We start from the raw sequence: 15,650 nt of genomic DNA on the forward strand, positions 1-15,650 counted from the left end.
CCGCGGGAGCGCCTCGGCCGCGGGCGCGTCCGGCCGCGACGCACCCGCACCCGGCGACTGACTTAGAGGTACCGCTTCAACTCCCGCCGGGCGAGGGAGCGCTGGTGCACCTCGTCCGGGCCATCGGCCAGGCGCAGCGTGCGCGCGCCCGCCCACAGCTCCGCCAGCGGATAGTCCTGCGACACCCCGCCGGCCCCGTACAACTGCACCGCCTTGTCGATGATGTCGACGACCGTGCGCGGGGTGGCGATCTTGATGGACTGGATCTCGGTGTGGGCGCCACGGTTGCCGACGGTGTCCATCAGCCAGGCCGTCTTGAGGACGAGGAGGCGCAACTGCTCCACGGCCACGCGCGCGTCCGCGATCCACTCCTGCACGACGCCCTGCTGGGCGAGCGGCTTGCCGAAGGCGGTGCGGGAGACGGCCCGCTTGCACATCAGCTCGATGGCGCGCTCGGCCATGCCGATGAGGCGCATGCAGTGGTGGATGCGGCCGGGGCCGAGCCGCGCCTGGGCGATGCCGAAGCCGCCGCCCTCCTCGCCGATGAGGTTGCTCGCGGGCACGCGCGCGTGGTCGAAGACGACCTCGGCGTGGCCGCCGTGCCAGTGGTCCTCGAAGCCGTACACGGTCATGGCCCGGCGGACCTCGACGCCCGGGGTGTCGCGCGGCACGAGCACCATCGACTGCTGGCGGCGGATGTCGGGCCCGTCGGGGTCCGTCTTCCCCATGACGATGAAGATCTTGCAGTCCGGGTTCATGGCGCCCGAGATGTAGAACTTGCGGCCCGTGATGACGTAGTCGTCGCCGTCGCGCTCGATGTGCGTGGTGATGTTCGTGGCGTCCGACGAGGCGACCTCGGGCTCCGTCATCGCGAACGCGGAGCGGATCTCCCCGGCGAGCAGCGGCTCCAGCCACTGCTTCCGCTGCGCCTCGGAGCCGAACTGGGCGAGCACCTCCATGTTGCCGGTGTCGGGCGCGGCGCAGTTCAGCGCGGTCGGCGCGAGCTGCGGGGAGCGGCCGGTGATCTCGGCGAGCGGCGCGTACTGGAGGTTGGTCAGGCCCGCGCCGTGCTCGGCGTCCGGCAGGAACAGGTTCCACAGGCCCTGCTTGCGGGCCTCCGCCTTCAGCTCCCCGACGATGGCCGGGGTCTGCCACGGGGAGTCGAGCGCGGCCCGCTGCTCACCGGCGACGGCCTCGGCCGGGTACACGTGCTCGTCCATGAAGGCGAGGAGCCGGTCCCACAGTTCCTGCGTACGGGCGTCGAATGCGAAGTCCATGAGGGGATCAGCCTTCCTGAAGGTCCTGGAGGGTGGTGAGGCCGTGCTCGATGAAGACCGGGACCAGTTCGCCGATCCGGTCGAAGCCCGCGCCGACGGTCTGGCCGAGCGTGTAGCGGTAGTGGATGCCCTCGAGGATCACGGCGAGCTTGAACCAGGCGAACGCCGTGTACCAGGCGACGGCCGACACGTCGCGCCCCGAGCGCGCGGCGTACCGCTCGATCAGCTCGGCCGGTGCCGGGTGCCCGGCGGCCGAGGCCGTCGTCGAGATGGGGGAGTCCGGCAGCTCCAGCTTGGCGCTGTACATGACGAGGAGGCCGAGGTCGGTGAGCGGGTCGCCGAGGGTGGACATCTCCCAGTCGAGAATCGCCTTGATGCGGTCGACGCCGTCCTTCTCGTCCCGGCGGATCAGGACGTTGTCGAGGCGGTAGTCGCCGTGCACGATCGTCGGCGCGGGCGAGGCGGGCAGCGAGCGGCCGAGCGCCGCGTGCAGCTCGTCGATGCCCGCGAGGTCGCGGTTGCGGGACGCGTCGAGCTGCTTGCCCCAGCGGCGCAGCTGCCGGTCGAGGAAGCCCTCCGGACGCCCGAAGTCGGCGAGGCCCACCTCCGCCGGGTCCACCGCGTGCAGATCCACGAGCGTGTCGACGAGCCCGAGCACGGCGGCCCGGGTCCGCTCGGGCCCGAGCGGCGCCAGCTCCTCGGCGGTCCGGTACGGCGTGCCCTCCACGAACTCCATGACGTAGAACGGGGCGCCGAGCACCTCGGTGTCCTCGCACAGCAGCAGCGGCTCCGGGACCGGTACGGCGGTCGGGTACAGGCCCGCGATCACCCGGTGCTCGCGCTTCATGTCGTGCGCGGTGGCCAGGACGTGCCCGAGCGGCGGCCTCCTGACCACCCACTTCCCGGTCCCGTCGGTGACCTCGTACGTCAGGTTGGAGCGCCCGCCCTCGATGAGCCGCCCGGACAGCGGACCGCCGACCAGGCCGGGCCGCTCACGGTCGAGGTGGCCGCGCAGCTGGTCGAGGTCGAGGCCAGGGGGGTGACTCATCGAGGTCCTCCGGAGTCCGGTCGGGCGATCTGGGTGCGGCGGGACGGTGCGACGCCGCACCTCATCATGCCGACCAGTCGGTATGTCGTCCAGTGAATGGAGGAAACGTGACAGCCGTAACGCCGCGCGGGCCTGTGGCTCCGGCGCCCCTGGCTCCCGTGCCCCCCGCGTCGAGGCGCACTGCCCCCTAGAGCACCAGGGCCGTCGCGAACACCGCCAGGGCCACCGTGCACAGCGCCGCCGTCACCGCGCCCCGGCGGGACAGCAGCGGGGGCGCCGCCTCGTGCAGGGCGAGCGCGGTGATCCGGCGGTGCGCGACGGCCAGGAAACCCAGCCAGACCACGAAACACAGCGCCGCCGCCACGACGCCGAGCGGGCCGATCCCGCCATGCAGCACCGTCTTCGCCGCGAGGACCGCCGCGACCGTGCAGGACAGCGTCGTACGCCGCCACGCCAGCCGGGTCCTGGCCGGCTGCAACCCCGGATCACGCGCGGGCACCTCGTCCGCGCGGCTCACCCCTCCCAGCCCACGATCACCACGACGACCATCGCGACCGCCACCAGCGCCACCACCAGGCTCAGCACCGCCGGGAACCTCGACACCGGCAGATCCTCGCCCCGGCGCATCGCCCGCTCGCACCGCACCCAGTGGCTCACCGCCCGCAGCGAACACAGCACGCCCGCCGCGAGCAGCGCGAGCGCGAGGCCCACGCGCCACGCCCAGCGCAGGTCCGGCAGGAACTGGTCCACGGCGAAACCGCCGCCGATCAGCGCCAGGGCGGTGCGGATCCACGCCAGGAACGTGCGCTCGTTGGCCAGCGAGAAGCGGTAGTCCGGGGTGTCCCCCTCGTCCCTGATCCGCTCCGGGGCGAACCACAGCCGGACGTTGCGCACGAAATCGATCACTGGCACGACCTTACCCGTGCGTCACGCTCCGCTCCTGAGCCGCTCGTACGCCGCCAGGCCGTCCGGGGTCCACGGCCACTCCGTGAGGCGGCGCTCCAGTTCCTCCCGGGGCAGGAAGGCGTACCAGTCGATCTCCTCGGCCTGCGGGTGCACGGGGTGCGCGCAGACCACCTCGTACACGTACGACCACCAGGAGCCGCCGCCGTCGGCTCCGCCCTCGTACAGGAACTTGAACCTTGGGGTCGGCTGGGGGAGGCCGCTCACCCCCAGCTCCTCCTCCGCCTCCCGCAGCGCGGCCTCGTCGTAGGTCTCGCCCGCGCCGACGACTCCGCCCACGAACATGTCGTAGTGGGACGGGAACACGAGTTTGGTGGGGGTGCGGCGATGAACGAAGACGTTGCCCTCCGGGTCGCGGGCCAGGATGAACGCGGCTCGGTGCCGCAGGCCGCGGGCGTATGCCTCGCCGCGCGGGGCCTGCCCGATGACACGGTCCTGGTCGTCGACAATGTCCAGAATTTCCTCGGCGGGGTCCATACGGGTGAGGCTAGTGGGGGCACACCCTCGTCCCGGCCGCGACTCCCGTCGTGGTTGCTCGCGCAGTTCCCCGCGCCCCTGGGGATGCGCACTTCGTGCGGCGATCCCCCCGTTCTCGGGTGCGACTCTCGTCGTGGCCGGTCGCGCAGTTCCCCGCGCCCCTGGGGGGTGCGCACTTCGTGCGGCTACCCCCTTCGTTCTCGGCTGCCGGTCCCGTCGTGGTTGCTCGCGCCGTTCCCCGCGCCCCTGAGATGCGCACTGCGTGCGCCATCTCAGGGGGAGGCGCGGCGCAGCCGCATGCCTCCAGGGGCGCGGGGAACTGCGCGCTCAGCCACGACGCGACCCGCACCAGGCAACGCGCCCGCGGGGAACTGCGCGACCAGCCACGACGAGAGTCGCACCCGGCGACGGAGTCGGTCAGTGGCCGGTGCGGATCTGGGCCCGGTCCCGCGCGGCAGCGCCTGGCATGGCGGGGTGCAGCCCCAGCAGGATCACCCCGCACACGATCCCGGCCAACCCCACCGCCTGCCACGCCAGTGCCCCCGCGTCCATCCGCAGCTGATCCCCGAGGAACCCCACCCCGCACACGATTCCGGCAAGCGGCTGCGCCGCGGTCAGCGCGGGGAGCGACATGCGGAGCGGGGCCGTCTCGAAGGCGCTCTGGACGAGGACGAGCCCGGTCACCCCGAGGGCGAACACGGCGTACGGCTGCCAGGAGGTGAGCAGGCCGGCCCAGCCGTCCGCACCGAACCGCTGGCCGGAGACGCGGGTCAGCGCGTCCTGCACCCCGTACAGGAGTCCCGCCGCGACGGCGAGCAGCGCGGGCCCCGCGCTGAGCCGGGAGCGTTTGGCGAGCGCGGCGAGAGCGAGGGCGCCGCCGACCATGACGCCGATGATCAGCCAGTGCCGGAGGGGATCCGTGACCGCCGTGCCGCCGCGCGGCTGACCCGCCACGATGAACGCCGTCACGCCGCCCGCGAGCAGCAGCAGCCCCGCCCACCCCTGCCGCCCGAGCGGCTGTCTCGTCTGGCGGCGGGAGAGGACGAGCGCGAAGAGCAGGTTCGTCGCGAGGAGCGGTTCGACGAGGGTCACCTCGCCCCGCCCGAGCGCGACCGCGCCGAGCGCCATGCCGCAGATCATGAATCCGATGCCGGCGAGCCAGCGCGGCACCCGGATCAGGTCGACGAGCAGCCGGGGGGAGAGGAAGTCGCCGAGCGGGGCGTGCTGCGCCGCGTTCTGCTGGAGGACGAAGCCGATGCCCAGGCAGAACGCCGCGCTCACGGCGAGGACGAGTACGAGTACCGACACGCTGCGCACCTCGGACGGCTGCGACACGGGCAGAGGGCTATGTGCCGACGATAGCGCCCCCGGGCGTCCGCCGCCCCGCGACGGGCGGCACGGGCGCCCCTAGCGGCACCCTAACTCGGCCGGTGAAGGGCCGAGTTGATCAAGTTCGTCACCGGATCACCCTTGACGCGGAGGTTCTCCTACCGGTTTGCTGTGCGTGATCATTCGTAACGGGGCCACGCAGTGTCGCGTCGGTGCCGCACGTCCGCCACTCCGTGGCTGAGAAGGCCCTAGCAGAACCGTCTCAGCCGAACCGTCGCAGCAGAACTGTCGTAGCTGAGAAGTCGTAGAGGAACCGCCGCGGTGTCCCCACCCCCGCCTCCGCTCGGGCGCCCCCGCAAGAAGGCCGCGCACTCCTTCGACCCCGCGCTCGACGACACCGGGCTCATCGCCGCCCGCACCGCGCTCGCCCAGGGCCGGTGGACCGAGGCGCGGGCGCTGCTCGCCGACACCGGTGCCGACTGGGACCGCAGGGGCCATCGTGTGATGGGGCTCGCGCAGGAGCCCACCGCCGTCGCCTGGGTCCGGGACTGGCGTCTGGCCGAGCCCGAGTCCACCGACGGCGCCGTCCTGCTCGCCTGCGCCACCGTGTACCGCGCCGTGGCCGGAAAGGGCCGCCCCGACAAGGCGCGCGCCGCCTGCCGCGAGGCCGCCTCGCTGGTGCCGCGCGACCCGACGCCCTGGCTCGGACTGCTGCTCCTGGAGCGCGAACTGGGCCGCGAGGAGGACGTCGTCCGCCTCTTCGACGAGGTGCGGCTGCGCTATCCGGTCCACCACCACGCCCATCACCTGATGGTGGCCAGGCTGGCCGAGCGCCGCGCCGCCGCGGGCCAGGACCCGCTGCACGAGGTGTACGACTTCGCGGCGTGGGCCGCCGAACAGGCGCCGCCGGACTCGCCGTTGGCGGTGCTCCCGGTGATCGCGCACGCCGAGCGCTACCGCGTCCTCGCCAAGGCGGGTGTGGAGCCGCCCGATCCGAAGGCGTCCGGGCACTGGACGGGGCGGCGGGCCCGCGTCGTCATGAAGGCCGCGTTCGACTGGTGGCTGGAGTGGGGCGACCCGCACGACCGGGCCGGCGCCGCCCATCCGCGGGGCCGTATCGACCTCAACTTCCTGGCGCACGCCAAGTACTGCGAGGGCCGCCCCGCCGAGGCCGCCGCCCTCTTCCACCGCATCGGCACGCATCTCACCCCGGCGCCCTGGTCCTACCCGGACCGGGACCCGTACGAAGCGTTCCACGCCGCGCGCAACGAGGCGCTCGGCGCGGCCTAGACGACCCAGAGCGGCACAGACGACCAAGAGAGGACAACCCCGCGATGACGACGGGCAGTTCGAGCACGAGCGACAGAGCCGTGGCGGCCGAGCCGGGCATCAGCACCTATCTGGGCGAGGAGAGCGCGCTGCGCGCCGGGCGCCTCGGCACGGCCGGGCTGCTGCTCTCCGTGCTCGCGGCGACCGGCCCGCTGATGGTGGTCGCGGGCGTGATGCCGACGACGTTCGCCGTCATGGGTGTGGTTGGCATGCCCCTGCTCTTCCTGATCCTCGGTGTCGTCCTGACCCTCTTCAGCGTCGGCTACGCCGAGATGAGCCGGCACGTGCACAACGCGGGCGCCTTCTACGCGTACATCTCCCGCGGCCTCGGCCCGACCACCGGCGCCGCGGCGGCCCTGGTCGCGCTCGTCGCCTACAGCGTCCTCCAGGTCGGCATCTTCGGGATCTTCGGCTTCGAGGTCGCCGGGCTCTTCCAGCAGTACCTCGACGTCGAACTGGCCTGGTGGATACCGGCGCTCGTGGCCGTCGTCGCGGTCGGCGTGCTCGCCCTCCTGAAGATCGACGTCAACGCGAAGGTGCTCGGCGTCCTGCTGCTCCTCGAAGTCGCCGTCGTGGTCGTCTTCGACATCGCGGCGATCGGCGACCCGGGCCGCGAGGGCCTGTCGCTGCACGCCTTCAACCCGTCCACGCTCTCCGGCGTCGGCCTCGGCACCGCCCTGTGCTTCTGCATCGCCGCGTTCACCGGCTTCGAGCAGGCGCCCGTGTACGCGGAGGAGACCAGCCGCCCGCACATCCTCGTGCCCCGCGTCATGTTCCTGGCCGTCGGCGGCGTCGCGCTCTTCTTCGCGTTCAGCTCCTGGGCGCTGACCGTCGCCACCGGCCCGGCCGGGATCGTCGGTGAGGCGCAGAAGCAGTCGGCGGGCCTGCTGTTCGGTCTGACCGAGGACCGGCTCGGCTCCACGTTCACCGACGTCGTCCACGTCCTGTTCGTCACCGGCATGTTCGCGGCGCTGCTCAGCTTCCACAACGTGGTGGCCCGGTACGCGTTCGCCATGGGCCGCGAGGGCCTGCTCCCGGCCCGCTTCGGCCGCACCAACAGCGGCAGCGGCGCGCCCGGCACCGGCTCGATCCTGCAGTCCGTGATCTCGCTGATCGTCGTCGTCTGCTTCGCGGTCGCCGACGACGGCGAGGCGGGCGACCCGACCGCGCCGGTCCTCCACCTCTTCACGTGGGGCGGCAACGTGGGCGCGCTCGGCGTCATCCTGCTGATGGCCACGGCGTCCCTCGCGGTCATCGTCTTCTTCGTGAAGCGCGGCGCCGCGGGCGCGCAGGCCTGGCGTCTGGTGGCCTCCGGCATCGCGGGCCTCGCGCTGCTCGTCATCGCCGGTTACACGATCAAGGACTTCGACGTCCTCGTCGGCTCGGGCTCCGGCTCCGCCCTCAACTGGCTGCTGCCCGGCGTCATCGCCCTCGCCGCGGTCGTCGGCGTCGCCTACAGCCTCGTCCTGCGCTCCCGCAACCCGCGGGCGCACGCCAGGATCGGCCTGGGCAACGAGGCGTTCCAGCTGGAGAAGAAGGCCGGCTGAGACAGGCCACCGGGCCGCCGAGGAGAACCGGCTCCGGCCCCGCCCCCCGTCACACCTGGTGACGGGGGGCGGGGCCGGAGCCGGTTCGCGTCGGAGCGGTCGTGGACGGCCGGCTACAGGACCAGCGAAAGGAGCAGGACCAGGGCGCCCGCGACGACGGAGATGATCGTCTCCATGATCGACCAGGTCTTCACCGTCTGGCCGACGCTGAGCCCGAAGTACTCCTTGACCAGCCAGAACCCGGCGTCGTTGACGTGGCTGAAGAACAGCGAGCCCGCGCCGATCGCAAGGACCAGGAGCGCCGTGTGGCTGTCCGACATGTCGGCCGCGAGGGGCGCGACGAGACCGGCGGCCGAGACGGTCGCGACGGTGGCCGAGCCGGTGGCGAGGCGGATCACGACGGCGATCAGCCAGGCGAGAAGGAGTGCCGGGATGGACCAGTCCTTGGAGATGTCCAGGACCATCTGGCCGACGCCGGAGTCGATGAGGGTCTGCTTGAAGCCGCCGCCCGCGCCGACGATGAGGAGCACGCCCGCGATCGGGGCGAGGGACTTCTCGGTGGTCGCCTGGAGCCTGCCCTTGGTGAATCCGGCCGGGCGGCCGAGCGTGAACATGGCGACGATGACGGCCACCAGCAGGGCGGTCAGCGGGTTGCCGATGACGTCGAAGACGCGCTGCACGGTGGCGTCGGGGTCGTCCACGACGATGTCGACCAGGGCCTTCGCCAGCATCATCACGACCGGCAGCAGGATGGTGACGACGGCGGCGCCGAAGCTCGGCCGCTTCTCCAGGTCGTCGGAGGCGCGGCCCGGGACCATCTTGTCGGGCACGGGCACGTCCACCCAGCGGGCGGCGTACTTGGAGAAGACCGGACCCGCGATGATCACCGTCGGGATGGCGACGACGATGCCGAGCGCCAGCGTGATGCCCAGGTTGGCGCCGACCGCGTCGATCGCGACGAGCGGGCCGGGGTGCGGCGGGATCAGACCGTGCATGACCGACAGGCCGGCGAGCGCCGGGATGCCGATGCGCATCAGGGAGTAGTTGCCGCGCTTGGCGACCATCAGGACGACCGGGATCAGCAGCACGATGCCGACCTCGAAGAAGAGCGGCAGCCCGATCACGGCGGCGATCAGGACCATCGCCCACGGCATCGCCTTGCCGCCGGACTTGCCGGCCTTGGCGAGGATCGTGTCGACGATCTGGTCCGCGCCGCCGGAGTCGGCGAGCAGCTTGCCGAGGATCGCGCCGAGCGCGATCAGCACGCCCACACCCGCGACCGTGGAGCCCAGGCCCGCGGTGAAGCTGGTGATCACCTTGTCGAGCGGTGCCCCGGCGACCGCGCCGAGCGCGAGCGAGCCGATGGTGAGCGCCAGGAAGGCGTGGAGCTTGAACTTCGTGATGAGCAGGACGATGACGGCGATGCCCGCGAGGACGGCGATCCCGAGCTGGGCATGGCCCGCGGAGGTGATCGGCTCGACGGCGTCCGCTGCCAGCATCTCGACGCTGAGACTGGTCACGGTGGTGGATCCCTTGGTACGTGGGGAGGGGTTCGGGTGAGGGGCTGCGGGTTACTCGGAGTCGAGCGCGGTCAGGGCCTCGACGGCCCGGTCGGCGATCTCCTCCGGGGAGCCCGACACATCGACGCCGACGCCCGCCTCGTCCGCCGCGAGCGGCTGGAGGGTGGCGAACTGCGAGTCCAGGAGCGCGGTCGGCATGAAGTGGCCCTGCCGGTGCGCCATCCGGTCCTCGATCAGTCGACGGTCGCCGGTGAGGTGGACGAAGACGACGCCCGGGGCGGCGGCCCGCAGCCGGTCGCGGTAGGCGCGCTTGAGAGCGGAGGAGCTGACCACCCCGCCGAGCCCGGCCCGGCCGTGGGCCCACTCGCCGATGGCGTCCAGCCACGGCCAGCGGTCCTCGTCCGTGAGGGGCGTTCCGGCGGTCATCTTGGCGATGTTGGCCGGGGGGTGGAAGTCGTCGCCCTCGGCGTACGGAACGCCGAGCCGTTCGGCGAGCAGGGGACCGATCGTTGTCTTGCCGGTGCCCGCTACGCCCATGACCACGACGACGTGGGGGGTGCTCATCGCTGCCTCGCTGTCTGCAATCGCTGTCTTCATCGACATCGCTGTGTCACGACACTGAAACGCAATAGGTCTGACTAATTCAAGAGACTGTGACTTAAAAGTCAGACTTTTTGTTGGCCGTGCCCGAACCGTACGCTGAACCCCATGACCACGAAGGACCGGGGACTGCACGCCCGCGTACTGGACAGCCTCGGTCCCGCCATCACGGCCGGCGAGTACCCCGAGGGCAGCGTGTTGCGCACGGACGAGCTCGCCCAGCGCTACGAGGTGTCGCGCTCGGTGATGCGTGAGGCGGTCCGGGTCCTGGAGTCGATGCACCTGGTGGCGTCGCGGCGCCGCGTCGGCGTCACCGTCCGCCCGGCAGCCGACTGGAACGTCTACGACCCGCAGGTCATCCGCTGGCGCCTGGCCGGCGCCGACCGGCCGCGCCAGCTCCGCTCGCTGACCGTGCTGCGGTCGGCGGTCGAACCGGTCGCCGCCGGGCTCGCCGCGCGCTACGCGACGGCCGGGCAGTGCGCCGCGCTCACCGAGTGCGCGCTCGGCATGGTCGCCACCTCACGCGGCCAGCAGCTGGAGGCGTACCTCGTCCACGACATCGAGTTCCACCGGATCGTCCTCAACGCGTCGGGCAACGAGATGTTCGCCCACCTCGGCGACCTGGTCGCGGAGGTCCTCGCGGGCCGCACGCACCACCAGGTCATGTTCGAGGACCCGGACCCGGCGGCGGTCACCCTGCACGTGTCGGTCGCGGAGGCGGTGCGGGGAGGCGACGCGGAGCGCGCGGAGGCGCTCACGCGCGAGATCGCGGTCGGGGCGCTCCAGGAACTCGACATCCTGGCGCCCTGAACCGCTGTACAGGCAGAAGGACTTACTCGATGAAGTCCCCGTCGACGTACACCCAGGCGCCGCCGACCCGCAAGAACTGGCTGCGCTCGTGCAGCGCGCCCGCCCGGCCGCCGTCCTTGTAGCGGGCGCGGAAGGTCACCGTGCCGCTCTGGTGGAACGCGGACCCTTCGGTGGCGTCCAGGATCTCCAGACCGGCCCAGGTCAGCGCCGGGTCGAACTCGATCACCGGCGGCCGGGTGTCCGGGTGCCAGGTCCGCAGCAGGTACGAGGCGTCCCTGCGGGCGAACGCCGTGTACCGCGAGCGCATGAGGGCCTCGGCCGTGGGCGCGGCGGCGCCGCCCGAGTGGTAGCGCCCGCAGCAGTCCTCGTACGGCCGGGGAAGGCCGCACGGGCAGGTGGGCGGGGTGGGGGAGGAGGGGCGTGCCATGGGCACATTGTCCCCCACCCCCTTCCCGCGGTGAGGTGCGCTACGCGGGGGTCACGGTGAGGGGCGCCCCCTGGGTGCGGTCGGACGCCGGCCCCGTCTCCACCTCGTACGTGCCCGCCTCCACCGCGAGCCGCAGGTCACGGCCGACGGAGGCGAGGGTCTCGGCGCTCACCCCGAAGGCCACCTCGCGCCGCTCGCCCGGCGCGAGCTCCACCCCGGTGAAGCCGCGCAGTTCCCGCAGGCGCGGCCACGACGTGCCGCCCGTGACGCGCCGCACGTAGAGCTGCACGGTCTCGCGGACGGCCGCCGCGCCGGTGTTCTCGACGGTGACCGTGCAGGTCAGAAGCGGGTCGTCGGCGGGCACCTCGGGCCGGCTCAGTGTGGGCGCGCCATAGGTGACCGTCCCGTACGAGAGGCCGTGGCCGAAGGCGTACCGGGCGGTCGCGGGCTGGTCGACGTAGCCCCGGTAGCCGTGATCCTTGCCGTTGTAGAAGACGGGGAGGTGGGCCGCCGAGCGGGGCATGGAGACCGGCAGCCGCCCGGTGGGAGAGGCCGCGCCGAACAGCACGTCGGCGACGGCCTTGCCGCCCCACGGCCCCGGGTACCACGCGCAGAGGAGCGCCCCGACGCGTCCGGAGAGGTCGGGCAGGGCGTGCGGGCGGCCCTGGATCAGCACCGCCACGACGGGCGTGCCGGTCGCCGCGACGGCGTCGAGCAGAGCCAACTGGACGCCAGGCAGGCTCAGTTCTGCCAGGTCCACCCCTTCGCCGCAGGTCATGCCGACGGGGTGGCCCGACGAGACGACCGCCGCTCCGTTGTCCTCGAACCGGGTGCCGTCCTCGCGGGCGCTCGACCCGCCGAGCACGAGCACGGCGACATCGGCGTTCGCGGCCAGGGCGACGGCCCCGGCGATCCCGGAGCGGTCGTCGCCGACCAGGTCGCAGCCGCGCGCGTACGTGACCTCGCGGCCGGGTCCGGCGGCGGCGCGGATTCCGTCGAGCACGGTGGTGCCGGTGCCGGGGCGCTGCGGTGCCGTGTAGTCGCCGATCTGCTGCGGCACGGAGTCGGCGTTCGGGCCGAGGACGGCGATCCGGGACACGACGGGCGGCAGGGGCAGGGTCGACCCGTCGTGCTCCAACAGAGTGATCGATGTACGGGCCAGTCGCTCGCTCGACCTCCGTGTCTTTACGGAGCTTTCCGCACCCTTGGCACGGACATAGGGAGACTCGAACAGTCCGAGCCGGAACTTCAGCGCCAGCACCCGTCCGACCGCCCGGTCCAGCGTCTCCTCCGCCACGAGCCCGCGCTCGACGGCCTCGGCGAGGCGCGGGAAGGCGTCGTCCCACAGGCTGAGGTCCGTGCCCGCGGCGAGGGCGGTCGCGCCCGCCGCCGCCGGATCGCCCGCGAGCCGCACCAGCCGGTCGAGCGCCTGCCCGTCGGCCATCACTATGCCGTCGAACCCCCACTGCTCCCGGAGGACCTCGGTCAGCAGGTACGGGCTGGCCGCGCACGGCAGGCCGTCGAACTCGTTGTACGCCGCCATGACCCCGGCGGCCCCGGCCCGCACCCCGGCGCGGGCCGCCGCCAGATGGATCTCGTGCAGTTCGCGCAGGCCGAGATCGGTCGCCGCGCTGTTGCGCCCGCCGACCGTCGCGCCCTGCCCCGCGAAGTGCTTGAGGACCACGCCGACGCCCTCGGCGCGCGCCCCGCGTACCAGCGCCTCCGTGAACCGGGCCGCGAGGTGGGGGTCCTCGCCGAAGCACTCCTCGGAGCGGCCCCAGCGCGGGTCGCGTATCAGGTCGAGGGCGGAGACCAGGGCGATGTGCCCGCCGCGTGCCCGGAGTTCGGCGGCGGCAGCGGCGGCCGCCTCCTCGTACAGGCCGGGGTCCCAGCTCGCGCCGACGGCCAGGTTGACCGGCAGGACCGTGCCGTCCAGGGCCTGATGTCCGTGCGGCATTTCTTCGACCATCAGCACGGGTATGCCGAGCCGGGTGCCCTCGATCACGTGCCGCTGCACCGCGTTCGCGACCCCGGCCGCGTCCGCCGCCGTGATCCCGTCGGCGAAGGTCACACCCGACCACGGATCGGCGCGCTGCAACCCGTACAGGGCGCCCATCCCGTCGTACGCGGCCACCTCGGCGCGGAAGGCGTCGGTGAGCCGGTGGCGTCCGTCCGGGCCGCGCTCGTAGGCGTGCCAGCCGTACAGGCGCTGGTTGACCTGGCCGACCTTCTCCGTCAGCGTCATGCGGCCGAGCAGATCGCGTACGCGGTCGGGGACGGGGGCCGACGGGTCGCGGTAGAGCGGATCGGACGGGTCGCGGTGGAGCGGATCGGACGGGTCGCGGTAGAGCGGTTCGGGCCGGTCGCTCATCGCAGTTCCAGGACGCGGACCCCGAAGGCGGGCAGGGTGACCGCGTCGAGCCGCTCCCCGGAGCGCAGGTCGTGCAGGGTGCCGCACCCCGTCTCCGGGCGCACGGTCGTCTCCTCCTCGGCCTGGCTGACCAGCCACACGAAGCGGCGCCCGTCCTCGTGCACCAGGACGTCGGCGCCGACGTGCGGCTCGTCCACCGTCACCGCCCGCTCCACCCCGGCGACCTCGGCGAGCGCCGCGTACAGGCGGTGCGTCTGCTCCGGGTTCACCCGCGCCGTGCGGGCCGCCATGTGCTCCAGCGGGTACGTGGCGAGGACGGTGCGCCCGCGCCCGGTCTCGCGGCACAGCAGGGCCGGGCGGCCGTGCCCGTCCACCGCCACCACCCGGGCGTCGAGCGGCACGACGGGCAGGTAGGCGCGGCTGTCCTCGTTGCCCGCGACCGGGAAGCGCAGCACGTCACCGGCGCGAATGCCGCCGAAGTCCTCCCGGAACGTCATCTCCAGGGTGTCGTCCTCGATGGGCTCCGCGACCCCGTACGACAGCTGCTGCTCGACGCCGAACAGGCCGTCCAGGTCGTCGAACCAGGCGCCGCGCGTGCCCGGGTGCTCGCCCGAGCAGAAGGAGAGGTAGACGGTCGCGCCCTCGTCCGCCCGGCGCTGGAGCGCGCGGCGCGTCCGCGTCGTCAACTGGCGCGTCGCGGGCAGCAGGTACAGGTCCGCGTCCTCGGCCATGCCGTCCGCCTCACGGGTCAGGCCCACCGGGAGATCGGCGGCGCGCGCGGCGACGTAGCCCTGGTGCAGCGACGTGAAGATCAGCGGGCGGTCGGCGGGGCGGCTGTACGGGTAGCCGCGCTCCAGGAACGCGGGGACGACGAAGGCGGCGCCCGCGTCCGCGCGGCGGCAGCGCGCGAAGTCGACGCCCTTCAACACCTCGGCGAAAGCGGCCAGTTCGCGCAGCGGCTCCTTCGGCGCGCCCTTGCTGTCGGTGATGCCGAAGTGCATCTCGAAGGGGTGATGGTCATAAGGGGACTGGTCCCACAGGTCGTCGTAGTCGGTGTTGTTCCAGGCCATCCAGCCCGTCGCGCCGCCGAGGAGCGAGTTGTGCAGGGTCTGGCGGTAGTACACGCCCGCGTTGGCGGCGGACACCGTGTCCGTGGACAGGCCGAACTCCTCCAGGACCACCGGCTGCCCGGTGACCGCCGCCAGCTCGCACTCGAACGCGGCGCGGTAGTGCTGGCGCGCCTTGTCCGTGTCCGAGCGGTAGACGTGCGGGCCGACGAAGTCCACGTACTCGGCGGTGTCCCGGAGCGAGAAGCCGTTGTCGCGGCCGGTGACCTCGATGCCCCAGGCGCCGTCGCCGAGCGAGACGGGCTGGGTGGCGCCCGCCGCCCGTACGGCGTTGCACATGGCCTGTGCCCACGCGGTCACCACGTCACTCGACGGCGGGTCGACCTGGTAGACGCGGCCGTAGCCCGGCATCTCGTTGGTGATCAGCCAGCCGGTGACGGCAGGGTGGTCCTTGAAGCGGCGCGTCATCTGCGCGGCGAACCACGCCTGGCGACCCACCATCCACACGTCCTCGTACAGGTCGCGGCCGCCGCGCCACGCCGGGTCCCAGTTCTCCCCGGACATGTGGCCGACGATGAACGTCGGCACCGTGCCCATGCCCAGCTCGCGGTGCGCGTCCAGGAAGTCGCGGAACTTCTCGCACAGCGCCTCGTCGACGCGGTGCGGCTCCGGGTGGAAGTCCGGCCAGTAGAAGAACGAGCGCGTCATGTTCAGGCCGTGCTCGCGCAGCACCCGCAGCTCCTCGCGCACCACCTCCGGGTCGTAGTCGCGCCACATCAGGGGCCCGCCCGTGCGGGACCAGAAGTTGGCGCCGAGCCAGGGCAGGACGGCGGCGTCGTGGGTCAGGTGGGCGCTGTGGCGTCGCATGGTGGTACGGGTCTCCGT

14 protein-coding genes are annotated in these 15,650 nt (G+C 72.7%); 3 read left to right on the forward strand and 11 right to left on the reverse strand.

Annotation, left to right across the window (positions count from 1 at the left end; all coding sequences use genetic code 11):
* Positions 1-62: 62 nt before the first annotated feature.
* The 6 genes from C1N81_RS34835 to C1N81_RS34860 form a co-directional block, all read right to left on the reverse strand.
* On the reverse strand, positions 63-1,277 hold the full coding sequence (locus C1N81_RS34835; protein ID WP_394435299.1) for an acyl-CoA dehydrogenase family protein: 1,215 nt from the start codon (positions 1,275-1,277) through the stop codon (positions 63-65).
* A gap of 7 nt (positions 1,278-1,284) precedes the next feature.
* The gene (locus tag C1N81_RS34840; RefSeq protein ID WP_394435301.1) at positions 1,285-2,325 is read right to left on the reverse strand and encodes a phosphotransferase family protein; all 1,041 of its coding nucleotides are present in this window, start codon (positions 2,323-2,325) and stop codon (positions 1,285-1,287) included.
* 187 nt (positions 2,326-2,512) lie between these two features.
* On the reverse strand, positions 2,513-2,851 hold the full coding sequence (locus C1N81_RS34845) for a DUF202 domain-containing protein (protein ID WP_394438435.1): 339 nt from the start codon (positions 2,849-2,851) through the stop codon (positions 2,513-2,515).
* Entirely contained in the window at positions 2,839-3,231 is a 393-nt protein-coding gene (locus C1N81_RS34850) for a YidH family protein (RefSeq protein ID WP_394435302.1), read from the reverse strand. The genes C1N81_RS34845 and C1N81_RS34850 overlap by 13 nt, the downstream gene beginning before the upstream one ends.
* 21 nt (positions 3,232-3,252) lie before the next feature.
* Positions 3,253-3,765: an NUDIX domain-containing protein gene (locus tag C1N81_RS34855; protein WP_394435303.1), complete on the reverse strand. Its 513-nt coding sequence runs from the start codon at positions 3,763-3,765 to the stop codon at positions 3,253-3,255.
* A gap of 417 nt (positions 3,766-4,182) precedes the next feature.
* On the reverse strand, positions 4,183-5,073 hold the full coding sequence (locus C1N81_RS34860; RefSeq protein WP_394435305.1) for a DMT family transporter: 891 nt from the start codon (positions 5,071-5,073) through the stop codon (positions 4,183-4,185).
* A 342-nt stretch (positions 5,074-5,415) separates the two neighbouring features.
* Here C1N81_RS34860 and C1N81_RS34865 point away from each other — a divergent pair, with 342 nt between their 5' ends.
* Both C1N81_RS34865 and C1N81_RS34870 read left to right on the forward strand, forming a co-directional pair.
* The gene (locus C1N81_RS34865) at positions 5,416-6,384 is read left to right on the forward strand and encodes a hypothetical protein (protein WP_394435306.1); all 969 of its coding nucleotides are present in this window, start codon (positions 5,416-5,418) and stop codon (positions 6,382-6,384) included.
* Between the two features lie 44 nt (positions 6,385-6,428).
* Positions 6,429-7,970: an APC family permease gene (locus C1N81_RS34870; protein WP_394435307.1), complete on the forward strand. Its 1,542-nt coding sequence runs from the start codon at positions 6,429-6,431 to the stop codon at positions 7,968-7,970.
* 113 nt (positions 7,971-8,083) lie between these two features.
* Here the strand turns inward: C1N81_RS34870 and C1N81_RS34875 are convergent, their stop codons facing one another.
* Together C1N81_RS34875 and C1N81_RS34880 are read right to left on the reverse strand one after the other, a co-directional pair.
* Positions 8,084-9,490: a GntT/GntP/DsdX family permease gene (locus C1N81_RS34875; RefSeq protein ID WP_394435308.1), complete on the reverse strand. Its 1,407-nt coding sequence runs from the start codon at positions 9,488-9,490 to the stop codon at positions 8,084-8,086.
* Between the two features lie 51 nt (positions 9,491-9,541).
* Positions 9,542-10,054, reverse strand: a complete 513-nt coding sequence (locus tag C1N81_RS34880) for a gluconokinase (RefSeq protein ID WP_394435309.1) — start codon at positions 10,052-10,054, stop codon at positions 9,542-9,544.
* A gap of 144 nt (positions 10,055-10,198) precedes the next feature.
* Here C1N81_RS34880 and C1N81_RS34885 point away from each other — a divergent pair, with 144 nt between their 5' ends.
* Positions 10,199-10,900 (forward strand): FadR/GntR family transcriptional regulator, encoded by a 702-nt coding sequence (locus C1N81_RS34885; RefSeq protein WP_394435310.1) that lies wholly within the window; start codon positions 10,199-10,201, stop codon positions 10,898-10,900.
* A 22-nt stretch (positions 10,901-10,922) separates the two neighbouring features.
* Here the strand turns inward: C1N81_RS34885 and C1N81_RS34890 are convergent, their stop codons facing one another.
* The 3 genes from C1N81_RS34890 to C1N81_RS34900 are packed head-to-tail and all read right to left on the reverse strand — an operon-like array spanning position 10,923 to position 15,632.
* A complete protein-coding gene (locus C1N81_RS34890) occupies positions 10,923-11,327 on the reverse strand; it encodes a YchJ family protein (protein ID WP_394435311.1) in 405 nt (134 codons plus the stop codon).
* Positions 11,328-11,367: 40 nt separating this feature from the next.
* On the reverse strand, positions 11,368-13,698 hold the full coding sequence (locus C1N81_RS34895; RefSeq protein ID WP_394435312.1) for a glycoside hydrolase family 3 N-terminal domain-containing protein: 2,331 nt from the start codon (positions 13,696-13,698) through the stop codon (positions 11,368-11,370).
* Positions 13,695-15,632 (reverse strand): glycoside hydrolase 5 family protein, encoded by a 1,938-nt coding sequence (locus tag C1N81_RS34900; protein ID WP_394435313.1) that lies wholly within the window; start codon positions 15,630-15,632, stop codon positions 13,695-13,697. Before C1N81_RS34900 ends, C1N81_RS34895 begins: the two co-directional genes overlap by 4 nt.
* Positions 15,633-15,650 lie beyond the last annotated feature (18 nt).

The sequence above is a fragment of the Streptomyces sp. SGAir0957 genome, from assembly GCF_043523415.1.

Bases quoted from the DNA above. Each gene is read 5' to 3' on its own strand.
- C1N81_RS34835 (WP_394435299.1), bottom strand. From the start codon at position 1,277: ATGGACTTCGCATTCGACGCCCGTACGCAGGAACTGTGGGACCGGCTC.
- C1N81_RS34900 (WP_394435313.1), bottom strand. From the start codon at position 15,632: ATGCGACGCCACAGCGCCCACCTGACCCACGACGCCGCCGTCCTGCCC.
- C1N81_RS34890 (WP_394435311.1), bottom strand. From the start codon at position 11,327: ATGGCACGCCCCTCCTCCCCCACCCCGCCCACCTGCCCGTGCGGCCTT.
- C1N81_RS34840 (WP_394435301.1), bottom strand. From the start codon at position 2,325: ATGAGTCACCCCCCTGGCCTCGACCTCGACCAGCTGCGCGGCCACCTC.
- C1N81_RS34885 (WP_394435310.1), top strand. From the start codon at position 10,199: ATGACCACGAAGGACCGGGGACTGCACGCCCGCGTACTGGACAGCCTC.
- C1N81_RS34870 (WP_394435307.1), top strand. From the start codon at position 6,429: ATGACGACGGGCAGTTCGAGCACGAGCGACAGAGCCGTGGCGGCCGAG.
- C1N81_RS34855 (WP_394435303.1), bottom strand. From the start codon at position 3,765: ATGGACCCCGCCGAGGAAATTCTGGACATTGTCGACGACCAGGACCGT.
- C1N81_RS34895 (WP_394435312.1), bottom strand. From the start codon at position 13,698: ATGAGCGACCGGCCCGAACCGCTCTACCGCGACCCGTCCGATCCGCTC.
- C1N81_RS34880 (WP_394435309.1), bottom strand. From the start codon at position 10,054: ATGAGCACCCCCCACGTCGTCGTGGTCATGGGCGTAGCGGGCACCGGC.